Consider the following 22,484-nt stretch of genomic DNA (forward strand, 5'->3'; position numbering starts at 1 on the left):
GAGTTGGGTTATCGCGGACAGTTCGCGGCGCTTGTGTCAGCCAGATGGGTCACGCCTTGTGCTTCAAGCTGCGCGATGTCGTCATCGCTGTAGCCCAGTTGCGCGAGGATGGCGCGACTCTCGTGGCCGAGCGGTTCGCCGCCATGCCGGTAGACAGGCGAAGTCGCGGAGTAGCGCACCGGATGAGCGGCTTGCCGAACGGACCTCGCGCCAGTGGACGGCACGTCGACCACCATGCTCCGATCCACCATGTGCGGATGTCTGGTCGCCTCGTCCAGCGTCAGAACCGGTTCGACACAGCAGTCGACTGCAATGAACACCGCCTGCCACGCGGCGAACGTCTTGCTGCGAAAAACGGCCGCTATCCGCTGCTTGAGATCGGTCTGGTCTTTCATCGCGGCGAGCGGCACCCATTCCGGATGGCCCATCGCGTCGCAAAACGCCTGCATGAACTGCGGTTCCAGACTGCCGACCGAAAAGTGCCGCCCGTCCGACGTTTCGTAGTAGTCGTAGTACGAACCGCCGTTGAGGCGCTCGGTGCCATATCCGGGCTCGGCGCCACCGGCGAGGAACGCTGCGCCCGCACCCGCATGCCAGCTAAACGCTGCATCTGTCATGCTGACGTCGACATGCTGCCCTTCGCCCGTTCTGTTCCGGTGCGCAAGTGCCGCCAATATCGCGATCCCCGCGTACAGACTGCCGCCGCCGATGTCGGCGACCTGCACGCCGAGCGGCAGCGGCGCGTCGCGCCCCGTATGGCTGGCGAGGCCCGCGATCGACAGATAGTTCAGATCGTGTCCGGCGCGGTCGCGATAGGGTCCGGTTTGGCCATAACCCGTGACGGAACAATAGATCAGCGCCGGATTGACCTCGCGCAACGCTTCGTAACCGAGGCCAAGGCGCGTCATCACACCAGGCCTGAACTGTTCGACGACGATGTCGTATTCCTTGACCAGTTGTCGAACAATCTCGACCCCGGCTGCCTGCTTCAGATCCAGCGCGAGCGACCGCTTGTTGCGATTGAGATAGCCGTGCGCGGCCGAAATGCCGTCCGTCACGGGCGCCAGCTTTCGCACGGGATCGACGCGCGTGTGCGACTCGACGCGCACCACTTCCGCGCCGAGATCGGCGAGTGTCATCGTTGCGAAGGGCCCCGGCAGCAGTGTCGTGAAATCCAGCACCTTCAGGCCGGCCAGCGGCCCGTTCTTCGAAGTCGTATTTTTCACGATCACCACGGCACGGCCGGATAGTTCATGTTCGCGGTTGCGTACTCTTTGGGCCAAACGATCGCGATCTTGCCGTTCTGGTGCTGGCCCATGCGGTATGCGAACTGGTCGAAATCGCCGGTCGCGTCGAAGCGGACGTGGCCGACCAGCGTCTCCCGGTCAGTCTTGCGCAATTCATCGGCGATGCCGTTCTTCTGCTTGAGCGTGCCGGCCTTATACGAGCGCATGATCGCCTCGAACAGCAGTTCCGTCTGCACGAAGCCAAACTGCACCAGGTAGTCCGGCTCCTTCTTGTAGCGGTCCCGGTACAGGCTCGCGAACTCCTGACCTTCCGCCGTCCTGTACATCGGCGGATCGGGCGTAAAGGTCGTCCCGTAGACGTTGGCCACCAGATCGGGAAATTCCTTGCGCATGTCGGTCGTGGCAATACCCCAAGGCGCCATGATCGCCTTCAGCTCCGGCTTGAGCAGGCGTGCCGCGCGCAGTATCGCGATGTAGTCGTTCTCGTAGCCGAGCATCAGCATCGCGTCGGGACGATCCTGCAGCTTGACCTTGTTGACGAGCGGCTTGAAATCCTGCGTGGAAGGGTCGTACGGATGCAGTGTGACCTTGATCCCCGTGGCCGGGAGTGCCGTATTCAGATCGTTGGCGAGCGTGGACGGCGATTCCTTCGTCGAGTAGAGAATCGAAACAGACTTCACACCTGCCTGTGTCAGTGTGCCGACAAAAGCGCGCGCATAGCCCGGCGCATTCGTGATGCGGAAGAACGTCTTGAGGCCACGATGCGTCAACCCTTCGCCCACGCCACCCGACGTGATATAGACAAGGCCCGTTCTGCCCGCGGTTTCGGACGCGGGCGCAATGATGTTCGTGCCATAGCCTGCGCTGAACGCAAGGACGCCTTCAGAAGTGAGCTTCTCGATCGCGGCGACAGCCTTGGCGGGCTGCGCTTCGTCATCGATCGTGACCACCTTGAACTTGTGCTCCGGATATTTGCGGTTGAAATATTCCGCGGCGAGTTGAATGCCCTCGTTCATGCCGGAGCCGACCCGCGCGGTCGATCCCGTCAGCGAGTCGTGCGAGCCGATGACGAACTCAGCGGCTTGCGCGGACGGTGAAGCGATCAAGGTCGCCAGCACCGACGAAACGATTGATCTGTGAAATCTGTTCATGCCTGTCTCCATTCATATTGTGCGTACGGCGCGATGGCGAAGCGGTGGGCTGCGTGCTCAAAGACCGTGGTATTGCGGTTGACGCTTCTCGAGAAACGCGTTGACGGCTTCGTCGTGATCCTGCGTGTGATGCGCGAGCGCCTGAAATGCCGCCGACATTTCCAGCAGCGTGTCGAGCCGGACATGCTGGCCTTCGCGCAGCAACCGCTTGGTCATGCGCAGCGAATGCGACGGATTGGCGGCGATGCGCCTCGCGACTTCGAGCGCCGCATCGAGCAACGCCGCATCGTCGACGACTCGAGATACGAGCCCCGCTGCAAGCGCTTCGGAGGCGTCGATCGTGTCGCCGGTGAAAGACAGCTCAGCAGCTTTCGACATGCCGACCACGCGCGGCAGCAGCCATGCCCCGCCGTCGCCCGGAACGATACCGAGCTTTGCAAAGCTCTCGGCGAATACGGCCCGCCGCGCGGCGATCCGGATGTCGCACATGCAGGCCAGATCGAGACCCGCACCGATCGCGGGACCGTTGATGGCGGCGATGGTCGGCACTTCCAGGTTGTAGAGTGCGAGCGGCACCCGTTGAATACCGTTGCGGTAGTTGTTTCTGATCTGAAATGGCGACCCGGCGGCAATGCCCTCCTTGTCACGCATGTGCTTGACGTTGCCGCCCGCGCAGAACGCCGGCCCCGCCCCCGTCAGAATCACCGCCTTGACCCTAGCGTCGCGATTGATCCGCTCACAGGTGTCGACGAGCGCCTGCATCTGCTCGGGACCGGACAGCGCGTTGCGTGTTTCAGGCTGATTCATGGTCAGCGTGACGACGCCGCCATCCTCCTGATAGACAAGAAAGTCGTTCATGCGAGAGTCTCCAGATGATGACGTCCAACTGCGCCCACGCCGTTGCCGGTGATCAGCGGCCAGAACGCATTGGCGCCGCCCGTGCATGCCAGGCGTCCGAGGCGTTCGCTCCAGTGGCTCTGCGAGCCATATTCGCTGCGCCATGACCACAGTCGGCGGGTCAGGAAGTGCAGCGTGAATTCGTGGGAGAAGCCAATCGCGCCATGGACTGCGTGGGCGATCGAGTTGGCCAGACCCGCCACCTCGGAAGCGCGGATTTTTGCTGCCGCGATGGCGAAACCGGCGTCGCCCGCATCCGCCATCGCAAAGGCGAATTCGGTGGCGGCGGAAACCGACGCGGCCTGCGATGCAAACACAGCAAGCTGATGCTGGATCGCCTGGAATTTGCCGATGTGCCGGCCGAACTGAACCCGCTCGTTGGCATAGGCAACGCACATATCGAGCACACGTTCGAGTGCGCCCGCGGTTTGCGCCGAGCGCAGCATCGCGCCATACAGCGCGACGACATTGGACGGCAGCCCGCACGGCAAGGGCGCCGCGGCGAGTGGGGTAATGTGTTCGAAGACCAGTTCGTCGCGCGGCTCGCCCGCCGTGTTGCGTACCGCTGTCAACTTCGCCTGCGCGACTGGCAACAACACGACGTGATGCGTCTGCCCATCGGTCGCGACGCAGACGACCGCGTCAGCGTGGCGCCCCCACGGCACGCCGCGCAGGTGTCCGGTTGCGAGCCAGCGATGCGCATCGGCTGTCAGCACGATTTCCGACGCCGCACCCGCGATCGTCAGCACGCCCGTCGGCACGCCAAGCCCGGCGGCCGCCAGTAAGTGCGACGCAAGCATCGCTTCGCCCAGCGGCACCGGCGCGGCATGCCGCCCGAGCGCGCGAGCGATCGCGCAGGCGTCGCTCCAGCTTGCGCCCACGCCGCCACGGTCTTCCGCAACAAGCGCGGATGCAAAGCCGCCTTCTTCCAGTGCCTGCCACAGCGCAGTTGGCCATTCGCCGCGTTGCGCCGCATCCAGCAGATGTGGGTTCACAGCATCGTTTAACAATCTGTCGATGCTCGATTCAAGTATTTCGCGCATGTCGTTACCTCAAGCCAAGGCCGCGGGCGATGATGCCGCGGAGAATCTCACGGGTGCCGCCGCGCAGTGAGAACGACGGGGCCATTTGTGTCAGGTAGGCCAGCGTCTGTGCGTAGCCGGTGCCGTTATCGATGCACGGCTCGATATCGAAGAGTGCCTGGGCCGCTTCCGGCAAGTCCTGCTCGAAACCGACGCCGAGGTCCTTGACGCATGCCGCTTCGACGGCCGGGTTGTCGTGCTGGTCGAGCAGGCCCGCGACTGACAGCGACATGCGCCGCAGCGCCACCAGTTGCGCGGTCAGCCGGCCGATCTGGATGGCTTGACGCTCGCTCGGCGTATCCCCCGCACGGCGGATGAGTTCGGTGAACAACGCGAAGCTGCTGAGAAAACGCTCCGGCCCGCTCCGTTCATACGCGAGTTCCGCGGTGACCTGCTGCCAGCCCTGGCCTTCGTCGCCTACCAGACGATCTTCGGCGATGAAGACGTCTTCGAAGAAGACTTCGTTGAAATGCTCTTCTCCGGTGAGGTCGACAATGGGACGGACCGTCACGCCCGGCGCCTTCAGATCGACGATGAATTGCGACAGACCGCCATGCCGGTCTTCACTGCGGCCACTCGTGCGAACCAGCGTGATCATGTAATGCGAATGGTGCGCATTGGTGGTCCACAGCTTGCTGCCGTTCAGACGCCATCCACCGTCGACGCGCTGTGCGGTCGTGCGGATGGACGCGAGGTCGGAACCCGCATTCGGCTCGCTCATGCCGATGCAGAAGAAAAGCTCGCCACGGCAGATCGCCGGCAGAAAGAACTCTTTCTGCGCATCGGAACCAAAGCGCAGCAGAAGCGGGCCGCTCTGGCGATCGGCGATCCAGTGGGCCGACACGGGCGCACCGGCAGCAAGCAATTCCTCGATCACGACATAGCGGGCGAACGCACTCTTTTCGCCTCCTCCGTAGCGCTTCGGCCATGTCATGCCGATCCAGCCCCGCTCACCCAGCTTGCGGCTGAATTCCGCGTCGAAACCCATCCACGATTGGGCCCGCAGCACGGGAGCACGGTCACGCAGCGCTTCGGCAAGGAATGCTCTTACGTCGCCGCGTATCGCTTCGGCATCCTTATTAATGTCACAGGACTTAAACCTTTGGATCAACATCGTATGGCTCTCTCTGGAAAGTGTGTCTTGCGCAGGCCGACCGGCTGCCGTTAGCGATACCGCTCTTTCAGGACACGTCGCAGCAGCTTGCCGTTTTCCTGGCGCGGCAGCGCGTCTTCGAACACCACCGACCTGGGCACCTTGACGCCCGAAAGGCGTTCGCGGCAGAAAGCAATGAGTTCGTCGGCCAGTGCCGCGTCCGCTTCGCGTGGATCGCGCGGTTGAACGACAGCACGCACTTCCTCGCCGAATTCCGCATTCGGAATACCGATCACGGCGACGTCGCCGACGGCCGGATGCTCGCTCAGAACATTTTCGACTTCTTGCGGATACAGATTGACTCCGCCGGAGATGATCAGGTCGGAACGACGCTCGCTCAGATACAGGTATCCGTCGGCATCGACGTGACCGAGGTCGCCGTACGTGGCCCAGCCCTTGCCGTTATAGGCGCCGCGCGTTTTCTCTGGATCGTTGTGATATTCGAAACGCGGTCCGCCTTCGAAGAAAACACAGCCGATCTCGCCGACGGGCAACTCGTTGCCGTCTTCATCGACGATATGGATCGTGCCGAACTTCGCGCGCCCAACCGATCCTTTATGTGCGAGCCACTCGTGCGCATCGAGGCTCGTGAGGCCGACGCTTTCGGAGCCGCTGTAGTACTCGTGAATCACCGGTCCCCACCAGGCAATCATGCGCTCCTTGACATGAGGCGCGCACGGAGCCGCCGCGTGGATCGCCGCGCGCAAGCTGCCAAGATCGTAGCGCTCGCGCACTTCCTGGGGCAGATCGAGCAGCCGCACGAACATCGTCGGCACCCATTGGCTATGCGTGACGCGGTAGCGTTCGATCAACGCCAACGCGCGCTCGGCATCGAACTTTTCCATGACGATCGCGGTGCCGCCCGTATCGAGCGTGCGCATGAGATAGCGCAGCGGTCCAGCGTGATAGAGCGGCGCCGTCGACAAATAGACGGCCTCTTCACCGAAGCCGAAGGTTTCTTGCCAGCTGATCACTTCATAGTGGAGCTTGCCGGCGTCGGCGTGCGCAATGAGTTCCTTGCGAATGCCCTTAGGCAGCCCGGTCGTGCCCGACGAATACAGGAAGTCGCGGCCGACGGGTCGCTCCGGCAGCGGACCCGAAGCGTCCGTTGCGGCGACAGCCGCCTCAAAGGAAGCGTAGCCCGACGCCACGCCGTCGATCATGAAACAGTCGAGACCCTCGGTGACGCCATGCGCCTCGATCGTCTGCGCAAGATCGGCCATTGCAGCCGACGTGACGAGAATGCGTGCGCCGCAATCCTTGAGCACATGCGCGATTTCGCGGGTCTTCAGATGCGTGCTCAGGGGCGTGAAGTACAGGCCGGCGCGACGCGCGCCGAGCGCGATTTCCATAAATCGCTCGTGATTCTCCAGCAACATCGCGATGCCTTCGCCAGGCGCGAGACCGAGCGCGATCAGCCAGTGGGCGACGCGGTGCGCGCGTTCATCGAGTTCAGCATAGGTCAGCGTCCGGTCGCGTCCCGGCAGGCATATCGCCACCTTGCCGGGTCGCCGGACAGCCAGATCATGAATGCGGGTCATGCGTGTCTTCCTCCATATAGTGCGCGGCCCCAGTCATATTGCCGAGCGCAGCCTCCACGCGCCGGACGAGCGACATCAGACGAGGGCCGATGTCCTCGGTCAACTGGTTGCCGGTCAGATTAAAAACTGCGTTGGAACAGCCAAATACCCATATTTCGTCGTCGATTGGCGTGCGCATCGGCACCGCCACCGAGTTGATCTCGCGGTGCATGTCGCCGTGGCTAAGGCAGAAACCGCGTTCCGACAGATCGCGGCAAGTCTCCGTTAGCCGTTGCTTCAGCCACTCGCCTTTAGCGGCGTCGCGGACTTCGACGCCGCGCACAAAGTTGTCACGCTCTTCCTTCGACGTAGTCGCGAGATAGGCACGGCCGGTTGCCGTGCGCGACAGCGAGAGCCGCATCCCCACTTCGGGCCGGAACAGTGAACTGCCGGCGCCTTGTACGACCTCGACATACGGCATGTTGCAGCGATAGCCCGCGGCAAGCGACACCTGGCTCTGGCAGTAGTCGGCTAACTCCTGCATCAGCGGACGCGCGAGTTGCCGGATCGTCATCCGCCCCAACACCGGCGCCGCCATGCTGAGCATTTCTATACCGGGCACGTACTTCGAAACACGCTCCGAATAACGAAGCAAACCGAACTCACAAAGCGTGTTGATAAGGCGCAGCGCAGTCGGCTTCGGCAGCCCCGTCCGCTCGATGAGTTCCCTGCCGCTCAGCTCGGTACCGCCCATCGAAAAGCATTGAAGGATGCGAATGCCGCGAGCCAACGCGCTCACGAGTTGCGAGTCGTTGCCCTCTTCTACCGCGCGTTGATTCATCCGGTCGTTCATATCGAGTCCTTTTGGTCGCTACTGGATCGTCCGCCTGTCGGCGCATGCCCGATTTTAGCTCCCGCCCTTTGCCTTGGCAGCATATTTCAAGACGCAAGGTCCATTTTTCCTCCACCCGAATACCGATACGCAATGCTCGTGATCTACTCAAAAAACCAGCGATTCCGTCTGGTTTTTGATCTCCCAGGTCCATTTTGATTGAAGTATCGTCACTAACAAAGCTCGTGTCAACGATAAAATGATCCTGTCGAATCGAATTAGTAGTTACGACGGCTTGACTTGACGCGTCAATCGTAGTTTTATGGAACCTGTGGTTCGTTTTACATATCTCGCGAACCGAAATTCCACTTATCCCGGTTGGCTGGCGATTTCGATGTGACGCCGTCAGCCCAAACCAATCGACATGGAGCCATCAATGGGTCATCAAGCTGTAATCGTGGACATCGTCCGCACGCCGCTCGGCAGGTCGAAAGCGGGCGGCGCATTTGTCGACGTGCACCCCACCGAACTGCTTGCACAGGTACTCGCCGGCCTCATCCAGCGAAACGACCTCGACCCAGGCTCTGTCGACGACGTGATCGTCGGCTGCGTCAGTCAGGCGGGCGAACAATCCGCGACGCCCGGGCGCGTGGCGTGGCTGGCGGCTGGCTTCCCGGAACATGTGCCGTCCACGACCGTCGATCGCAAATGCGGTTCGAGCCAGCAAGCGATTCATTTCGCGGCCCAAGGCGTGATGGCCGGGGCGTACGACATCGTGGTGGCTGCCGGCGTCGAATCGATGAGCCGCGTTCCGATGGGTTCGGCGCGCATGGGCCAGGACCCTTACGGCCCATCGTTCTATGCGCGCTATGCGCCGGGCCCGGTTGGACAGGGTGTTGCCGCCGATCTCGCTGCGGCGAAATGGGGTCTCACGCGCGATCACCTCGATGGTTACGCAGCCGAATCGCACCGGCGAGCCGAAGCAACAAGGCTTTCCGGCCAGTTCGCCCGCGAAATCCTGCCGATCAGCGTCGCGAGCGCCGACGGCCGGCGGCTGATCGACGCGGACGAAACGATTCGCGCCGGCACCACGCGCGAGGGACTCGCTTCGCTAAAGCCGTCGTTCAGGGACGCCGCCCTCGAGGAGCGTTTTCCGCAGATCGGCTGGCACATCACGGCTGGCAACTCGTCGCAGATCTCTGACGGTGCAGCGGCGGTGTTGATCATGAGCGAGAAGAAAGCGGCTGAACTGAACCTCAAGCCGCGCGCGCGCATCGTCGCATTCGACGTCTGCGGCGACGACCCGATGCTGATGCTGACCGCTCCCATCCCCGCCACGAAGCGGGTGCTCAAAAAAAGCGGCCTCAGCGCGGACAGCATTTCCCATTTCGAAGTGAATGAGGCGTTCGCTTCCGTGCCGCTCGCATGGCAGCTAGAAATTGGCGCGGACCCTGCACGCCTGAATCCGTGCGGCGGTGCCATTGCGCTAGGGCATCCGCTGGGCGCATCGGGCGCTCGCCTGATGACCACGATGATCAACGCACTCGAATGCACGGGCGGCCGCTATGGCTTGCAGACCATGTGCGAAGCCGGCGGCATGGCGAACGCCACCATCATCGAACGTCTTTTTTAAGTCAATTTACGAGGAGTCTTTCATGCAGAAATTCGAAGGGATGTCCGCGGTGGTCACAGGGGGTGCGTCGGGCCTCGGCCTCGCCACTGTCAAGCGCCTGCTCGCGCGTGGCGCACAGGTCGTGATCGCCGACCTGCCCGGTTCCAGAGGGGCCGAAGCAGCCCGCGAACTAGGCGACGCGACGACCTTCGTGCCGGCCGATGTGACAAGCGAAGCCGACATGATCGCCGCCTACGACGCGGCCGAGTCGCGCGGCAACCTGCGTGCGCTGATTCATTGCGCGGGCCGCGGCGGGGCCGTGCGCGTCGTCGAAAAAGATGGCACGCCGGGTTCGCTGGAGGCCTATGAGCGCGTGGTTCGAACCAACTTGACGGGCTCGTTCAACGCGCTGCGTCTCGCGGCGGCACGGATGGCGCGCAACACACCCGACGAACAGGGCGAACGCGGCGTTTGCGTGATGACCGCCTCGGTCGCCGCGTACGAAGGGCAGATCGGTCAGGTGCCTTATGCGTCGTCGAAAGCCGGCGTGGTCGGCATGACGCTCGTCGCCGCGCGCGATCTTGCCAGTAAAGCAATCCGTGTGTGCACGATCGCGCCTGGGCTATTCGATACGCCCATTCTGTCGGGCCTGTCCGGAGAAGTGAGAGAGGCGCTGCGCAAGACGCTGCTTCATCCGCCGCGCATGGGCATGCCGGACGAGTTTGCGGCGCTCGCGATGCACATCGTCGAGAACCCGATGCTCAACGGCGAGACGATCCGGCTGGATGGCGCGCTCCGAATGGCACCGCGCTGAACATGAAAAACCATTTTCAGGAAGACACCAACGTGACTGAAGAGCTGATTGTTGATATCTCCGACGGCGTCCAGTGCATCACGATCAACCGGCCGCACGCGCGCAATGCCTGCAATTTTGCCGTGGCGCAGGCGATCGCTGCCGCACTCGACGAACTGGATCGCCGCGACGACCTGCGCGTCGCGATCATTACGGGCGCAGGCGGCACGTTCTGCGCAGGGATGGACCTGAAGGCCTTCTTGCGCGGAGAGCCCCTGCCGCGCATCGAAGGACGCGGCTTTGCCGGCGTGACGATGGCGCCACCCAAAAAGCCTCTGATCGCCGCGGTGGAAGGTTATGCCCTCGCGGGCGGCTTCGAACTCATGCTGGCGTGCGATCTGGCGGTCGCAGCGAACAACGCCCAGTTTGGCCTGCCCGAAGTCAAACGCGGCCTTGCGGCTCAGGCCGGCGGCCTGCTTCGCCTGCCGCGTCAGGTGCCGCGGCGCATCGCGATGGAACTCGTGCTGACGGGCGACATGATGAGCGCCACGCGAGCATACGAGTGCGGACTGATCAATCAGCTGGCGGAGCCCGGCGAGACACTTGCAGCTGCATTCAAGCTGGCGCGAACCATCGCCGACAACGGGCCGCTCGCCGTCATGGCAAGCAAGCGCGTGATGGTCGAATCGTGGGACTGGCCGAGCGACGAGATGTTCGCACGCCAGTTGCCGATCACCGAACCGGTGTTTCACTCAGCAGACGGTCGCGAAGGTGCGACCGCGTTTGCCGAAAAGCGCAAACCCGTGTGGCAGGGAAGATGATTTCAGCGGCGGCAAATTTCTCGAAGCGGTCATGTCCTCGCGGGCGCGAAAAACCGCCGCCGCTTCACGGTTGATTTGAACTGGAGGGTCCACATGATCGACCTGCTATTGCAATCCTTATGTTCCGGCTTGCTCGCCGCCGGCACTTACGCGCTGGTGGCACTCGGGCTTGCGCTCGTGTTTGGCGCGATGAGAATCATCAATCTGACGCACGGCGAACTCGTGCTGCTCGCGGCCTATATCGCCTACACATTCGAAGCGAAGCTCGGTATCAATCCCGTCTTCGCGATCCCTGCCGCGATTCCAGTCGTTTGCGCAGCCGCCGCGGTGTCATACGGCCTGATAAGCCGGATTCGCCAAGACCGCGAATTGAATTCGCTGATCCTCACTTACGGCCTGGGTCTCATGATCACCAACGCCGTCCTGCTGATCTGGCACGGCGATGTGCGCTCGAGCGGCAACGCGTGGCTTCAGGACAGCATCACCTTCGGGCCGCTCTTTAGCATGCGTAGCGAAGTGTTGTCGTTCGTCATCAGCATCACGCTGATGATCGCACTGTGGTGGTGGCTGTCGCGTTCCTGGTACGGGCGCGCAGTGCGTGCTGTCTCCAGCAATCGCGATGCGGCGAAGCTGATGGGCATCAATCCGCGCAAGATCGAACTGGCCTCGTTTCTCGTCGCAGGCCTGCTTGCTTCGGTCGCCGGTGTCGCGATCTATTCGAGCGGCTCGATCCAGCCGGCGGTGGGCGAGGCCCTCACGATCAAGGCGTTCGTCATTACCGTGCTGGCCGGCGTCGGGTCGATCCCGGGCGTGCTGGTGGGCGCGATGCTGCTCGGACTCACGGAGTCGCTGACCATGACGTTCGGCAGTTCGTCATTGCAACAGCTGGCCGGCATGGTGCTGTTTCTACTCGTGCTTTACGTGTTGCCCAATGGCCTGTTCGGGGCTGTACGGAGGAGAGGATGAATCGTCGAGTCGTCGCGCTAGTCGCGTTGCTATTGCTGTATGTCGTCGTGCCGCTGACGTTGGGCGGCAATCTGTATCTGATGAGTCTCGTGGTCGCCGCCATGACCATCGCGGGCATTGCGCTCGCCTGGGCGCTTTTGGGGAACATGGGCGGCATGATCAGCTTTGGTCACGCAGCGTTTGCGGGTGTCGGCGGATACGTGTCCGCCCTGCTGACACTCAAGACCGGCTGGTCAGTGTTTCCCGCCATGCTGGCGGGCGGCGTCGGGGCCGCGCTGGTTTCTCTGGCGATGTTGCCGGCACTGCGCCTGAAGGGGCCCTACTTCGCGCTCGCGATCCTCGCTTACGCACAGATCTTTCGCACCCTCGCCACGGAGTTTCAGAGCATCACGGGCGGATCGGCGGGGCTGTCGGGCATCCCGCCGATACCGTCGATAATGGGCTTCGGTTCCGGCAGCAAGGCGGGGGAATATCTCGTGATCCTCTCCGTGCTGATCGCATTCGCGCTGATCTACCGATGGGTGCGCGAGAGTCACTATGGTCTTGCGTTGCGGGCGATGCATGAGTCCGAGGACGCGACCCGCGTGGTCGGCGTCAACAGCGTCTTGCTCAAGACGCTCATGTTGATGCTATCGGCTTTCATGACGGGCGTGGTGGGTGCCTTCAACGCCCACAACATCCACTATCTCGAACCCGACTACGCATTCAACGCCGCCTGGTCAATCGTGCCCGTCATTGCCGCGATTTTCGGCGGGTATCGCACGATAGTCGGGCCGCTCATTGGTGCGCTGGTCGTGTACCTGGTGGACCAGTTGCTCCTGAAGAGTCTGCTCCCCACCGGACACGAAATCGTACTGGGCGCGCTGCTCGCGGCGATGATCATCTTCAGCCCCGGCGGGCTCACCCCGCTCGCGGCCAAACGCCGCAAACGGAGGACCTATGCTGCAACTTGAGAATGTGACGGTGCGTTTCGGCGGCTTAACGGCGGTCAACGATGTGTCGATGACAATCGGCAAAGACGATCTGGTGGGACTGGTCGGACCTAACGGAGCAGGCAAGACCACGCTCTTCAATGCCATTTCCGGCCTGGCCCAGCCGACGGCCGGACGGATCGGATTCGACGGCATCGACATGTTGCGCATGCCACTGCACCGGCGTGCGCGCCTCGGGATCGGCCGCACTTTTCAGATTCCTCAGCCGATGCACCAACTGACGGTGCGTGAGAATCTGGTGGTCGCGCAGCGTTTCGGCACCGGCAAGGTCGACCGCGCTCACATCGACGACATCCTCACGTTTCTTAACCTGTGGGACAAAGCCGATCGCGACGCGGCGACTGAATTGGCGCTCACCGAACTCAAGGCACTCGAACTCGGCAAAGCACTGGCGACCAGTCCGAAAGTTTTGCTGCTCGATGAAGTACTCGGCGGCCTCGAAACGGCTGGCAAGCGGCACTTCATGGACACCCTGCGGCGGATTCACGAGCGCTACAGAACCGGCATTCTGATTATCGAGCACGATATCGAAACCATCATGAATCTGTGCCGGCGTGTCTGTGTGCTGAATTTCGGCAGCCTGATGGCCGATGGCGCGCCAGCGGAGGTATTCCGCGACCCGGAGGTGGTGAAGAGCTATACGGGAGGCGCTCATGCTTGAGCTGGGCGGAGTGCGCGCGGGATACGGCGCAATCAACGTGTTGTGGGACGTGTCGATCGAGATCGGCGCGGGCAAGCTAACGACAATCGTCGGGCCCAACGGCGCGGGCAAGACCACGCTGCTGCGTACGATCCTGGGTCTGATTCCGGTGTCGCGTGGCCATATCACGCTGGGCGGCAGGGACACGTCACGCGAGCCAACCTGGAACATGGCCGCACAGGGCGTGGCACTGATTCCTGAAGGCCGCATGATTTTCCGCGACATGACCATCGAAGAGAATCTCATGATGGGAGCCTTCGCGAAGCCGTGCCGCAAAGCGGTCCGAACCAACCTCGAACGCGTTTATGAACTGTTTCCGCTGCTGCGCGAACGCAGCCGTCATCAGGCAGGCACCCTCTCGGGCGGTCAGGCGCAGATGCTGGCGATGGGGCGCGGTCTCATGTCGGACCCCAAGGTGCTGCTGATCGACGAGCCCTCGCTCGGACTTTCCCCCGTCATGGTGCGAGAAGTGTTCGATATTCTGAAACGGCTGAAGTCAGAAGGCCGCACGATCTTGCTGGTCGAGCAGAACACGCACATGGCGCTCGATGTCGCCGACCACGTGTATCTGATGCAAGGCGGAAAAGTGACGCTGTCGAAGCCCGCATCTGAAGTGAACTTGACGCAGTTGCACGATTTGTACTTTTCTCGCTGACGTCAAATAGAGGGTCGACCAACGACGCACATATCAATCGCTTTCGGCGATGAAGCATGAATCATAAATTACGTATTACTTAATAACACTGGAGACAAATTAATGAAGAGGTCGCTTCTGGCATTGGCTTTAATCAGCGTGACGAGCGGGGCCGCGTACGCTCAAAGTAGCGTCAAGTTGTACGGAATCATCGACGAGGGTATCAACTACCTCAGCAACGCAGACGGCAAGCGCTTGTATAACCTGTCGAGCGGCGTGCTGAGCGGCAGCCGTTGGGGACTGCGAGGCAACGAGGACCTGGGCGGCGGCCTTGGTGCGATATTCGTGCTGGAAAACGGCTTCGACCTGAATACCGGAAAGCTCGGCCAGGGTGGTCTCGAGTTTGGCCGGCAGGCGTATGTCGGACTGTCGGGCAACTTCGGGACAGTTACGCTGGGACGGCAATACGATTCAGTTGTCGACTATCTCGGACAGTTTGAAGTGGGCGACCAATGGGGCGGCTACATCTCGGCGCATCCGTCGGACAACGACAACTTCAATAACACCAACCGAACCAACAACGCGGTTAAGTATGCGAGCCCGAAGCTGGCGGGCTTTACGTTTGGTGGTGTTTATTCGCTTGGCGGCGTGGCGGGAAACTTCAGCCGCAACCAGATCTGGTCGCTCGGCGCCGGGTACGCAAATGGACCGTTCGCCGCCGGCGTTGGGTATCTGAATGTACGGAATCCGAACACGTCGTTCTACGGCGCGGGTGGCACCGTTGCGCCGACCGTTGCGGGTGTTCCCGGCTCGAATTTGGGGGCGTCGCCCGTGATCTCGGGCTTTGCATCCGCGCATACGTATCAGGTTGTCGGAACGGGTGCGTCGTACACTTTCGGCGCCGCGACGTTCGGCGCAACCTATTCGAACACGCAGTACAAAGGACTCGGCGACACAACCTCCGGGCCGGTCCCCCTGGGCGGCATACATGGGACGGCGACATTCAACAATGTCGAAGTCAACTTCAAATACCAGATTACGCCAGCGCTTCTTGCCGGTGCAGCTTACGTATATACGAAGGACAGCGGCGCCGATGGCCATGACGGGGCCCGGTACAACCAGGGCGCTTTGGGTGTCGACTACTTTCTGTCGAAGCGGACCGAGCTTTACGTCGTAGGTGTGTATCAGGCCGCTAGCGGCACTGACTCCACCGGGAAAAAAGCGGTCGCGTCCATCAACCTGCTTACGCCGTCTGACTCAGACCGGCAGGCGGTGGTGCGGATTGGCATCCGGCACAAGTTCTGACGCACCCAATTCGATCCGAATCTCGCGCGACCGGTTGACCTCGTACTTCCGTTGAGGGCGTGTCAGTCAGGTCGCACGTCGTGGGAAAGTCTGCTCAAGGAAAGTTGTTGACTATTATTTGCGGCTCGGACCTGTGAGCCTTCGGATCCAAACACGGAACAACGCGGGCCGACGTGGCGAAAGATGCCACTGCCGGCCCGCTTTGCTTTGAGCGCTCGGTAGTTTATTCCGGACAGCGGCACCACCAAGCCGCGATTCGACAGATTACGGTCGTGTTTCACCAGGCAAACACCTTATGTATTTGCATCTCATATTGCCAAGGGCTGGATCGCACCCTATCGTTCGACGAAGTTAATTTCGTCGCGAATTCGAGCACGCCATATGCAATTGAAATACATATATTAACGGCGCCGAAAACCGCAATTTTCACGCCGCGAGACCTAAAGCATTGCTGTGAAGCGCCGATAACAACTAATTCGTCACCCCGGAGACCGACCATGAGCAGCATCACCGAGCCGAGCGGGAATTCAGGCTCCGCCCCCTTCTTTTCCAAACAGGCCACCGTTGCGAAGCCAGGTTTTTCGCGCTGGATGGTTCCGCCCGCGGCCCTTGCCGTCCACCTCTGTATCGGCCAGGCGTACGCCTTTTCCGTGTTCAGCGGCCCGCTGACCAAGGTCATCGGCATTACCCAATCCAGCGCGGATGACTGGTCGCTGACGTCGCTCGGCTGGATCTTTTCGCTGGCGATCGTGTTCCTCGGCTTGTCGGCGGCCTTCGCCGGCAAGTGGCTCGAACGCGTCGGCCCGCGCCGCACGATGTTTACCGCCGCATGCTGCTTCGGCGGCGGCTTCCTGGTTTCCGCGCTCGGCGTGTATCTGCATCAGATCGTGCTGCTCTATCTCGGCTACGGCGTGATCGGCGGAATCGGGCTGGGCCTCGGTTATGTGTCGCCCGTGTCCACGCTGATCCGCTGGTTCCCGGACCGCCGCGGCATGGCGACCGGCATGGCGATCATGGGCTTCGGCGGTGGCGCGATGATCGCCGCGCCGTTGTCCGTGGCGTTGATGAACCACTTCCGCAGCGCGACCAGCATCGGCGTGGCCGAGACGTTCGTCGTGCTCGGCATCGCCTACTTCATCTCGATGACGATCGGCGCGCTCGCGATCCGCGTGCCGCCGGCGGACTGGAAGCCGGCCGGCTGGACGCCGGGCGCCACCGGCCAGAACAAGATGATCTCGCGCAATCACGTGCATATCGATCAGGCGTTGAAGACGCCGCAGTTCTATCTGATCTGGCTCGTGCTGTTCCTGAACGTGACGGCCGGCATCGGCATTCTCGGCCAGGCCTCGGTGATGATTCAGGAGAGCTTCAAGGACACGGTGACGGCAGCCGCGGCGGCCGGCTTCGTCGGCCTGCTGTCGCTCTTCAATATGGGCGGCCGTTTCGTGTGGGCGTCGGCGTCGGACTGGATCGGCCGTAAGAACACCTACTTCATCTTCTTCGCGCTCGGCGCGGTGCTGTATTACCTCGTGCCGGGTTTCGCGGCGTCGGGCCACATCGCCCTCTTCGTACTCGCCTACTGCGTAATCCTGACGATGTACGGCGGCGGTTTCTCCACCGTGCCGGCCTATCTCGCCGACATGTTCGGCACGGCATTCGTCGGCGGCATTCACGGGCGGCTGCTGACGGCGTGGGCCGCGGCGGGCGTCGCCGGTCCGGTGCTGGTGAACTACATTCGCGCCTATGAAGTCGCGCAAGGCGTCGCCAAGGCGGACGCCTACACGATGACCGTTCACATCATGGCCGTGCTGCTGGTAGTCGGCTTCGTCTGCAACCTGCTGATCAAGCGTGTGGACGACAAGCACCACATGACCGACGCACAACTCGCCAAAGGCGCTTAAGGAGACTCGCATGTCGACCATTCAAGCAGTGAATCAGACCAGCAAGGTCAAACTCGCCGTCTTCTGGCTGTATGTAACGCTGCCGCTGGCATGGGGCGTGGTCAATACGCTCTCGCAGGCGATGAAGCTCTTCAAGTAAATGTCGTTCGGCACCCCGCGCGTTCAAACGGCGGGGTGCTTGTAGCGAGCATGACGCGCTGACGGTCTACCGGCGCATCTCAAGCGCGCCGATCTCCCACTTCCCCACTACCATTGGTACGCCGCACCGGCCGTAACCGCAGTCGTGGCAGAACTGATGCCCGCACCGAGTTTCACCTTCAGACTCTGCGTGACTCGCGCCGACAGACCCACCGCCACCGCCTGATACCCCTTGTAACCGGCTGTCCCGACGCCGATTGCGAGGTTCTTGCCGGTGTCGACTTCGGGAATCGAAGTCAGCGCCAGCGCCGACGCCGTTCCGGAGTACGCACTGCGCGCGATGTCGTTCAAGCTGCCCTGGAACTGCTGCATGTTGACGGCATCGGTGGGCGCCTGGCCTGCCGCGACGTTGGTGATGCGGCGCTCGCTGCCGGACGAGCCGACAGAAACCGTGTTAGTCACATCGGCCACCGAGCCCTCGCCGATCGCCACCGAGTTCGGCGCGGACGCCTTGGCGCCGCCGCCGATCGCCACGGAACCGTTGCCGATTGCCTGTGCCGCGTTGCCGGAACTGTTGACGGCAACATAGGGCGTGCCGCTGGTCTGGTTGTTCCGCACCACGTTGATCTGCTGGCTAAGCGTGCTGACAGTCTGGTTGGTGTTCCAGAGTTGCGCTCCCGTCACCGCGTCGGTACTGGTGGCCGATAACGTGCCGTCCTGCAGATTGGTCAGTTGCACTTTCGGCGTGTTGGCCGCCGTGCCGCCGAGCGTGATCCTGTCATGCGCCGAGCTGTCGTACTGCACCGCATTTGCGACCGCGCCGCCAAGGTTGCCGACGGTGGTCTGCAGACCGGCAATATCGCTGCTGTTCTGCGTCACGCGGCCATCCAGGTTAGTGATCGCGCTGCCGACATTGTTCACGACCGTGCCGCCCACGCCATACGACGGCGCCGAAACCGAACCGTCCGCGCTGACGGTCGCCCCGCCGCCGAGCGCCACCGCCGTGCTCGCCGCCTGCGCATACAGTTGCGAGCCATTGACCGCGTCGCTGCTGGCCCGAGTGACCGCGCCCGCTGCCACGCCTGTGACGACGCGATTGCCCGCCGTGCCGGCCATGTTGATCAGATTGCCGTCCGTGATCGCACCGACGTTGATGACACGCGACACCGGATCCTGCGTGACCATGCCGATGCCGCCGTTCGACATGCTCTGCTGCAAGGTGCTGAGGCCATTGTCGAGCGAGCCGAGCGCGTCGCCGACGGTGGTTTGCGTGCCGCCCTGCATGTGATAGCTGGGGCCGGTCAGCGAACCATCGGCGTTGATCTGCGCGCCGCCGCCCAGCGCGGCCACCATCGGTCTGACCTGGCCGAGATTGACCGCGGATGCATCCGTGGTGCCCGCCGCAATGCCCGTCAACTCGCGTGCGCCGCCGGTGCCGGTGAAATCGACGCGGGTGCCGTCCGTGTCTTTCGCCACGGTGAGATTACGCGAGGTCTGATCCTGCTGAACGAGCCCGATCTCGCCATGGGTGATCTGGTTCGTGATGTTGCTCACGTCGCCTTCGATCGTCGTGGTGCGCTGATCCAGATTGCTGATGTTCGTCGTGTTATCCGTGACGCGGTGGTCGAGGTTGCTGATATTCGACGTGTTATCCGTGACGCGCTGGTCGAGGTTGCTGATGTTCGTCGTGTTGTCCGTGACGCGGTGGTCGAGGCTGCTGATGTTCGTCGTGTTATCCGTGACGCGCTGGTCGAGGTTGCTGATATTCGTCGTGTTATCCGTGACGCGCTGGTCGAGGTTCGTGATGCTGCCGGTGTTCTGCGCGACGGCCTGATTGGTGGCGAACAGTTGCGCGCCGTTGACGGCGTCAGAACTGTTAGCAGCAAGATTCGCGGCGCGCACGTTGGTGAGCCGAACCGGCGCGGCGGCGCCGCCCAATGTGACCGCGCTGTGTGAGCTCGAATCGTACTGGACAGAATCGGCGCTGGCCTGGGTGCTGGTCGTGACGGCGGCCGCAAGCGCGGAGCCGACGTCGTTGTACATTTTCCCGCTGACCTTGTAGACGGGCTTCGTGATCGTTCCGTCAGCGGCAACATCCGTGCCGCCTCCCAGCACGCCCGCCATACCCTTCAACTGTGTGACGTTAGCGGCATCATTGCCCTGGATACCGGCCGCAACGTTGATGATCTGCCGTTGCAGCGTCGCATTGCCGACTGAGATGGTGTTCGCCCGATCCGCGACGGAATCCGCACCGAGCGCAACGGAACCCGCTGCGGTGGCCTTCGCTCCAGAACCGAACGCGATGGCTTTCGTGGCCGCCGCCGTGATGTAAGCACCGCTGCCGGCTGCGATCGAATCCACCGCATCCGTCTGGACGTTCGCCCCGATAGCCAGTGCATTGACATTTTGCGCGACTGCCATATAGCCGATTGCAACGCCGTTCTCGGCGAAATTGTTGGTTGTCGCGCCGGCGCCCACCACTGTCGCATTGGGCGCCAACGCTGCTGCTGCCGCTCCGATTGCGGTCGTGTTGCTACGTCCAGCGCCGGAACTCGTACCGATCGCAAGCGCGTTATCCGCGATGGCCATCGCACCGACGCCAACCGCCATTGCGTTTTCGCCCCCCGACGCTGACGTCGTCAGAGCCGGCGTGGTGAGTGAACTCACGGCAATGTATTGGGTAACCGGTACTACATCCATCAACGCAACGGCCCCCACAGTCAGTGATTTCGGACGGCTCACGTTAGATTCGGGCAGTTGGGGGACTATCGTCAGAGCGTCGATATCCCATTGCGCAGGTACATTCATGATCGGGTTGAGCGACTGCTCAGCCGCACTCGCGGGCAAAGCCACGACCAGCGTCCCCAACAGACTCGTGCCGGCGGCAACCAGCGATCCACGTACCGAAGCCCCTTTCGCACCACGGCTTTTCGCCATCTCGGCCGTAGCTGTGTATGTGCGGGTCGTCTTGTTCCATACAGTCTTATAAAACTTGTTCAACATTCCTCCCAATTCTTTTTATAAAGCATTCATGCACTAGGATTTTTACTATGTCATCCTAATTATTAGACTCAATCCAATAGAAACTTAAGATGGCATTGCGACTTCGTCACGCAGCAGAATCGCCAATTACGAATATACCTTGAAAAGCTATTTTTTTAGCCTATATTGGAAAAACGACATAATCCGTTTAGGACGAAAAATGCCAAATTTCCTAAATAACGCGTACGGTTTTTAGGCCTCACTAAGCAGCAGTTTTAATTTATCCGAGTCATCGCATTGGACAATACGAATTCCGGCCGAAGGTGCTCTCAAGCGAGACGAACACCGATCGCAACGAGTCTACCCTCGACACTCAAACGGAAGTCATACAGGAGAACTACAACTGAAGAGGCGTGAACTGATACAGCGGACGACGCTATTCCCAAGCAGATCCATCAGCCACCCTCGGCCTCCAGACGCATCGGAAAACTGATCTCGAAGATCGTCCCTTCGCCTTCCTGCGAGTCGAAACGAATCTCGCCCTCCAGCACCCGGCACAATTCCTTGACAATCGCGAGGCCCAGACCCGCGCCCGGAATGTCCTCATCCGTGGCGCGCTCGAACTCCTTGAACACGCGTTCCCGGTCCGACGTGCCGATGCCCACGCCCGTGTCCGACACGCGCAGGCGCCAGCGATCGTTTTCCGTCGCCGTCATGCTCAATTCGATCTGGCCGGCTTTGGTGTATTTGGCCGCGTTGGTCAACAGGTTGAGCGCGACCTGTTTGAGTTTGAGACGGTTGGAGACGACCGCATCCAGCGCGCCGTCGAAGGCGGTCAGAAGGCGCAGCCCTTTCGCTTCGATCGCGCTTTCGCACGACATCACCAGTTCGTCGAACAACTCGCGCAGCGCGAAGCTTTCCCGAGCGAGCGGACTGTCGTCGCCGAGCACGACCGAGTATTCGACCAGTTCGTCGACCAGCGTTTTCATATCGGCCGCCTGACGGTTCGCCAGCGCGAGCGCAGTCTCGATTTTGGCCGGCGCGCGGCTGATCAGTTGCAGCGCCATCGAAAACACGTTGAGAAAGTTGCGCAAATCGTGCACGACGCTGCGCGTGATCTGCATGCGCGACTCGTACAGATCGCCGACCAGCCGTTGCTTGAGCGTCAGTTCGTGATTGGCGCGCTCGAGGCGCCCGGTGTAGTCGTCGATCTTCCGGTCGCGTTCGTTGACGACCTCGCGGATCGACGTCAGCGTGACAAAGCTCACGGCCTCGTCGATGAAATGCCGCGCCCGCTCCTCGTGACGTCGCGTGAAATACGGCCGCGCGTCGCTGAATTCGACGATCGCGCCAGTCAGCATCTGCCGGAACAGATCGAGCTCGCGCACCAGTTCATCGATCCGGTAGCCTTGCTTCCAGCGCAATTTGCCGTGCAGGCGCGCGTCGCGTTCGATCGCGCTCTCGATCTGGTCGAGATCCTGGTTCTCCAGCACGCTGCAGATTTCGTCGAGGATGTTCGGGATGTGATCGGCCAGTTGCTCGTAAGTTAGCCGGTCTGATTCGGTCAATTCTGCGTCGTGAAAGACGGCCTTCATCCAGCGTTCGGTCAGTTCGACCTGTTGCAGGCGCAACTGTTTGGCGAAAGTGGTGAGCGGCAGTACGTGCGAGTCTGTCATGTGGGAGACCTGGCGCCGCATGGCGGCGAAAATAGGTGTTCCGCGCCGTCCCAAGGAGCTTTCTTCGGGACGTACTCAACGC

Annotated in this window: 19 protein-coding genes; 10 read left to right on the plus strand and 9 right to left on the minus strand. The window is 61.8% G+C overall.

What is annotated here, in order from left to right; genetic code table 11:
• Window positions 1-8: 8 nt before the first annotated feature.
• From HF916_RS24355 to HF916_RS24385, 7 genes are read right to left on the minus strand one after another with little or no spacing between them, the layout of a single operon-like run.
• On the minus strand, window positions 9-1,226 hold the full coding sequence (locus HF916_RS24355) for a CaiB/BaiF CoA transferase family protein (RefSeq protein WP_168791331.1): 1,218 nt from the start codon (window positions 1,224-1,226) through the stop codon (window positions 9-11).
• 2 nt (window positions 1,227-1,228) lie between these two features.
• Window positions 1,229-2,398 carry an ABC transporter substrate-binding protein gene (locus tag HF916_RS24360; RefSeq protein WP_168791332.1) on the minus strand — a complete coding sequence of 390 codons (1,170 nt, stop codon included), beginning with the start codon at window positions 2,396-2,398 and terminating at the stop codon, window positions 1,229-1,231.
• A 57-nt stretch (window positions 2,399-2,455) separates the two neighbouring features.
• On the minus strand, window positions 2,456-3,256 hold the full coding sequence (locus HF916_RS24365; protein WP_168791333.1) for a crotonase/enoyl-CoA hydratase family protein: 801 nt from the start codon (window positions 3,254-3,256) through the stop codon (window positions 2,456-2,458).
• On the minus strand, window positions 3,253-4,338 hold the full coding sequence (locus tag HF916_RS24370; protein WP_168791334.1) for an acyl-CoA dehydrogenase family protein: 1,086 nt from the start codon (window positions 4,336-4,338) through the stop codon (window positions 3,253-3,255). Before HF916_RS24370 ends, HF916_RS24365 begins: the two co-directional genes overlap by 4 nt.
• Window positions 4,339-4,342: 4 nt before the next feature.
• On the minus strand, window positions 4,343-5,491 hold the full coding sequence (locus tag HF916_RS24375; RefSeq protein ID WP_168791335.1) for an acyl-CoA dehydrogenase family protein: 1,149 nt from the start codon (window positions 5,489-5,491) through the stop codon (window positions 4,343-4,345).
• Between the two features lie 50 nt (window positions 5,492-5,541).
• Entirely contained in the window at window positions 5,542-7,071 is a 1,530-nt protein-coding gene (locus HF916_RS24380; RefSeq protein ID WP_168791336.1) for an AMP-binding protein, read from the minus strand.
• Entirely contained in the window at window positions 7,055-7,903 is an 849-nt protein-coding gene (locus HF916_RS24385) for an IclR family transcriptional regulator (protein WP_206001848.1), read from the minus strand. Before HF916_RS24385 ends, HF916_RS24380 begins: the two co-directional genes overlap by 17 nt.
• A 415-nt stretch (window positions 7,904-8,318) precedes the next feature.
• Between HF916_RS24385 and HF916_RS24390 the strand changes: the two genes are divergently transcribed.
• The 10 genes from HF916_RS24390 (at window position 8,319) to HF916_RS24435 (ending at window position 17,745) form a co-directional block, all read left to right on the plus strand.
• Window positions 8,319-9,515, plus strand: coding sequence for a thiolase family protein (locus HF916_RS24390; protein ID WP_168791337.1), 1,197 nt, complete (start codon window positions 8,319-8,321; stop codon window positions 9,513-9,515).
• A 22-nt stretch (window positions 9,516-9,537) separates the two neighbouring features.
• Complete coding sequence (locus tag HF916_RS24395) at window positions 9,538-10,308, plus strand: SDR family NAD(P)-dependent oxidoreductase (protein WP_168791338.1); 771 nt, start codon at window positions 9,538-9,540, stop codon at window positions 10,306-10,308.
• Between the two features lie 2 nt (window positions 10,309-10,310).
• On the plus strand, window positions 10,311-11,108 hold the full coding sequence (locus tag HF916_RS24400) for a crotonase/enoyl-CoA hydratase family protein (protein ID WP_206001849.1): 798 nt from the start codon (window positions 10,311-10,313) through the stop codon (window positions 11,106-11,108).
• A 93-nt stretch (window positions 11,109-11,201) separates the two neighbouring features.
• A complete protein-coding gene (locus tag HF916_RS24405) occupies window positions 11,202-12,074 on the plus strand; it encodes a branched-chain amino acid ABC transporter permease (RefSeq protein WP_168791339.1) in 873 nt (290 codons plus the stop codon).
• Entirely contained in the window at window positions 12,071-13,027 is a 957-nt protein-coding gene (locus HF916_RS24410; protein ID WP_168791340.1) for a branched-chain amino acid ABC transporter permease, read from the plus strand. Before HF916_RS24405 ends, HF916_RS24410 begins: the two co-directional genes overlap by 4 nt.
• Window positions 13,014-13,727, plus strand: a complete 714-nt coding sequence (locus tag HF916_RS24415) for an ABC transporter ATP-binding protein (RefSeq protein ID WP_168791341.1) — start codon at window positions 13,014-13,016, stop codon at window positions 13,725-13,727. The genes HF916_RS24410 and HF916_RS24415 overlap by 14 nt, the downstream gene beginning before the upstream one ends.
• Entirely contained in the window at window positions 13,720-14,421 is a 702-nt protein-coding gene (locus tag HF916_RS24420) for an ABC transporter ATP-binding protein (protein WP_168791342.1), read from the plus strand. Before HF916_RS24415 ends, HF916_RS24420 begins: the two co-directional genes overlap by 8 nt.
• A gap of 102 nt (window positions 14,422-14,523) precedes the next feature.
• Window positions 14,524-15,705, plus strand: a complete 1,182-nt coding sequence (locus HF916_RS24425; RefSeq protein ID WP_168791343.1) for a porin — start codon at window positions 14,524-14,526, stop codon at window positions 15,703-15,705.
• Window positions 15,706-16,202: 497 nt separating this feature from the next.
• A complete protein-coding gene (locus HF916_RS24430) occupies window positions 16,203-17,606 on the plus strand; it encodes an L-lactate MFS transporter (RefSeq protein ID WP_168791344.1) in 1,404 nt (467 codons plus the stop codon).
• Window positions 17,607-17,616: 10 nt separating this feature from the next.
• Entirely contained in the window at window positions 17,617-17,745 is a 129-nt protein-coding gene (locus HF916_RS24435; RefSeq protein ID WP_106282486.1) for an MFS transporter small subunit, read from the plus strand.
• 107 nt (window positions 17,746-17,852) lie between these two features.
• Here HF916_RS24435 and HF916_RS24440 read toward each other — a convergent pair whose 3' ends face one another.
• On the minus strand, window positions 17,853-20,744 hold the full coding sequence (locus HF916_RS24440; RefSeq protein WP_431311411.1) for a YadA-like family protein: 2,892 nt from the start codon (window positions 20,742-20,744) through the stop codon (window positions 17,853-17,855).
• Between the two features lie 437 nt (window positions 20,745-21,181).
• A complete protein-coding gene (locus HF916_RS24445; RefSeq protein WP_168791346.1) occupies window positions 21,182-22,402 on the minus strand; it encodes a sensor histidine kinase in 1,221 nt (406 codons plus the stop codon).
• Window positions 22,403-22,484: the final 82 nt, after the last annotated feature.

Origin of the sequence: Paraburkholderia aromaticivorans, from assembly GCF_012689525.1 — a bacterium.
In the GTDB taxonomy this organism is placed as follows: Bacteria; Pseudomonadota; Gammaproteobacteria; order Burkholderiales; family Burkholderiaceae; genus Paraburkholderia; species Paraburkholderia aromaticivorans_A.

Coding starts and splice junctions, on each gene's coding strand:
- HF916_RS24380 (WP_168791336.1), bottom strand. CDS start 7,071: ATGACCCGCATTCATGATCTGGCTGTCCGGCGACCCGGCAAGGTGGCG.
- HF916_RS24385 (WP_206001848.1), bottom strand. CDS start 7,903: ATGAACGACCGGATGAATCAACGCGCGGTAGAAGAGGGCAACGACTCG.
- HF916_RS24405 (WP_168791339.1), top strand. CDS start 11,202: ATGATCGACCTGCTATTGCAATCCTTATGTTCCGGCTTGCTCGCCGCC.
- HF916_RS24430 (WP_168791344.1), top strand. CDS start 16,203: ATGAGCAGCATCACCGAGCCGAGCGGGAATTCAGGCTCCGCCCCCTTC.
- HF916_RS24365 (WP_168791333.1), bottom strand. CDS start 3,256: ATGAACGACTTTCTTGTCTATCAGGAGGATGGCGGCGTCGTCACGCTG.
- HF916_RS24395 (WP_168791338.1), top strand. CDS start 9,538: ATGCAGAAATTCGAAGGGATGTCCGCGGTGGTCACAGGGGGTGCGTCG.
- HF916_RS24390 (WP_168791337.1), top strand. CDS start 8,319: ATGGGTCATCAAGCTGTAATCGTGGACATCGTCCGCACGCCGCTCGGC.
- HF916_RS24415 (WP_168791341.1), top strand. CDS start 13,014: ATGCTGCAACTTGAGAATGTGACGGTGCGTTTCGGCGGCTTAACGGCG.
- HF916_RS24375 (WP_168791335.1), bottom strand. CDS start 5,491: ATGTTGATCCAAAGGTTTAAGTCCTGTGACATTAATAAGGATGCCGAA.
- HF916_RS24420 (WP_168791342.1), top strand. CDS start 13,720: ATGCTTGAGCTGGGCGGAGTGCGCGCGGGATACGGCGCAATCAACGTG.
- HF916_RS24425 (WP_168791343.1), top strand. CDS start 14,524: ATGAAGAGGTCGCTTCTGGCATTGGCTTTAATCAGCGTGACGAGCGGG.
- HF916_RS24410 (WP_168791340.1), top strand. CDS start 12,071: ATGAATCGTCGAGTCGTCGCGCTAGTCGCGTTGCTATTGCTGTATGTC.
- HF916_RS24400 (WP_206001849.1), top strand. CDS start 10,311: ATGAAAAACCATTTTCAGGAAGACACCAACGTGACTGAAGAGCTGATT.
- HF916_RS24370 (WP_168791334.1), bottom strand. CDS start 4,338: ATGCGCGAAATACTTGAATCGAGCATCGACAGATTGTTAAACGATGCT.
- HF916_RS24445 (WP_168791346.1), bottom strand. CDS start 22,402: ATGACAGACTCGCACGTACTGCCGCTCACCACTTTCGCCAAACAGTTG.
- HF916_RS24435 (WP_106282486.1), top strand. CDS start 17,617: ATGTCGACCATTCAAGCAGTGAATCAGACCAGCAAGGTCAAACTCGCC.
- HF916_RS24360 (WP_168791332.1), bottom strand. CDS start 2,398: ATGAACAGATTTCACAGATCAATCGTTTCGTCGGTGCTGGCGACCTTG.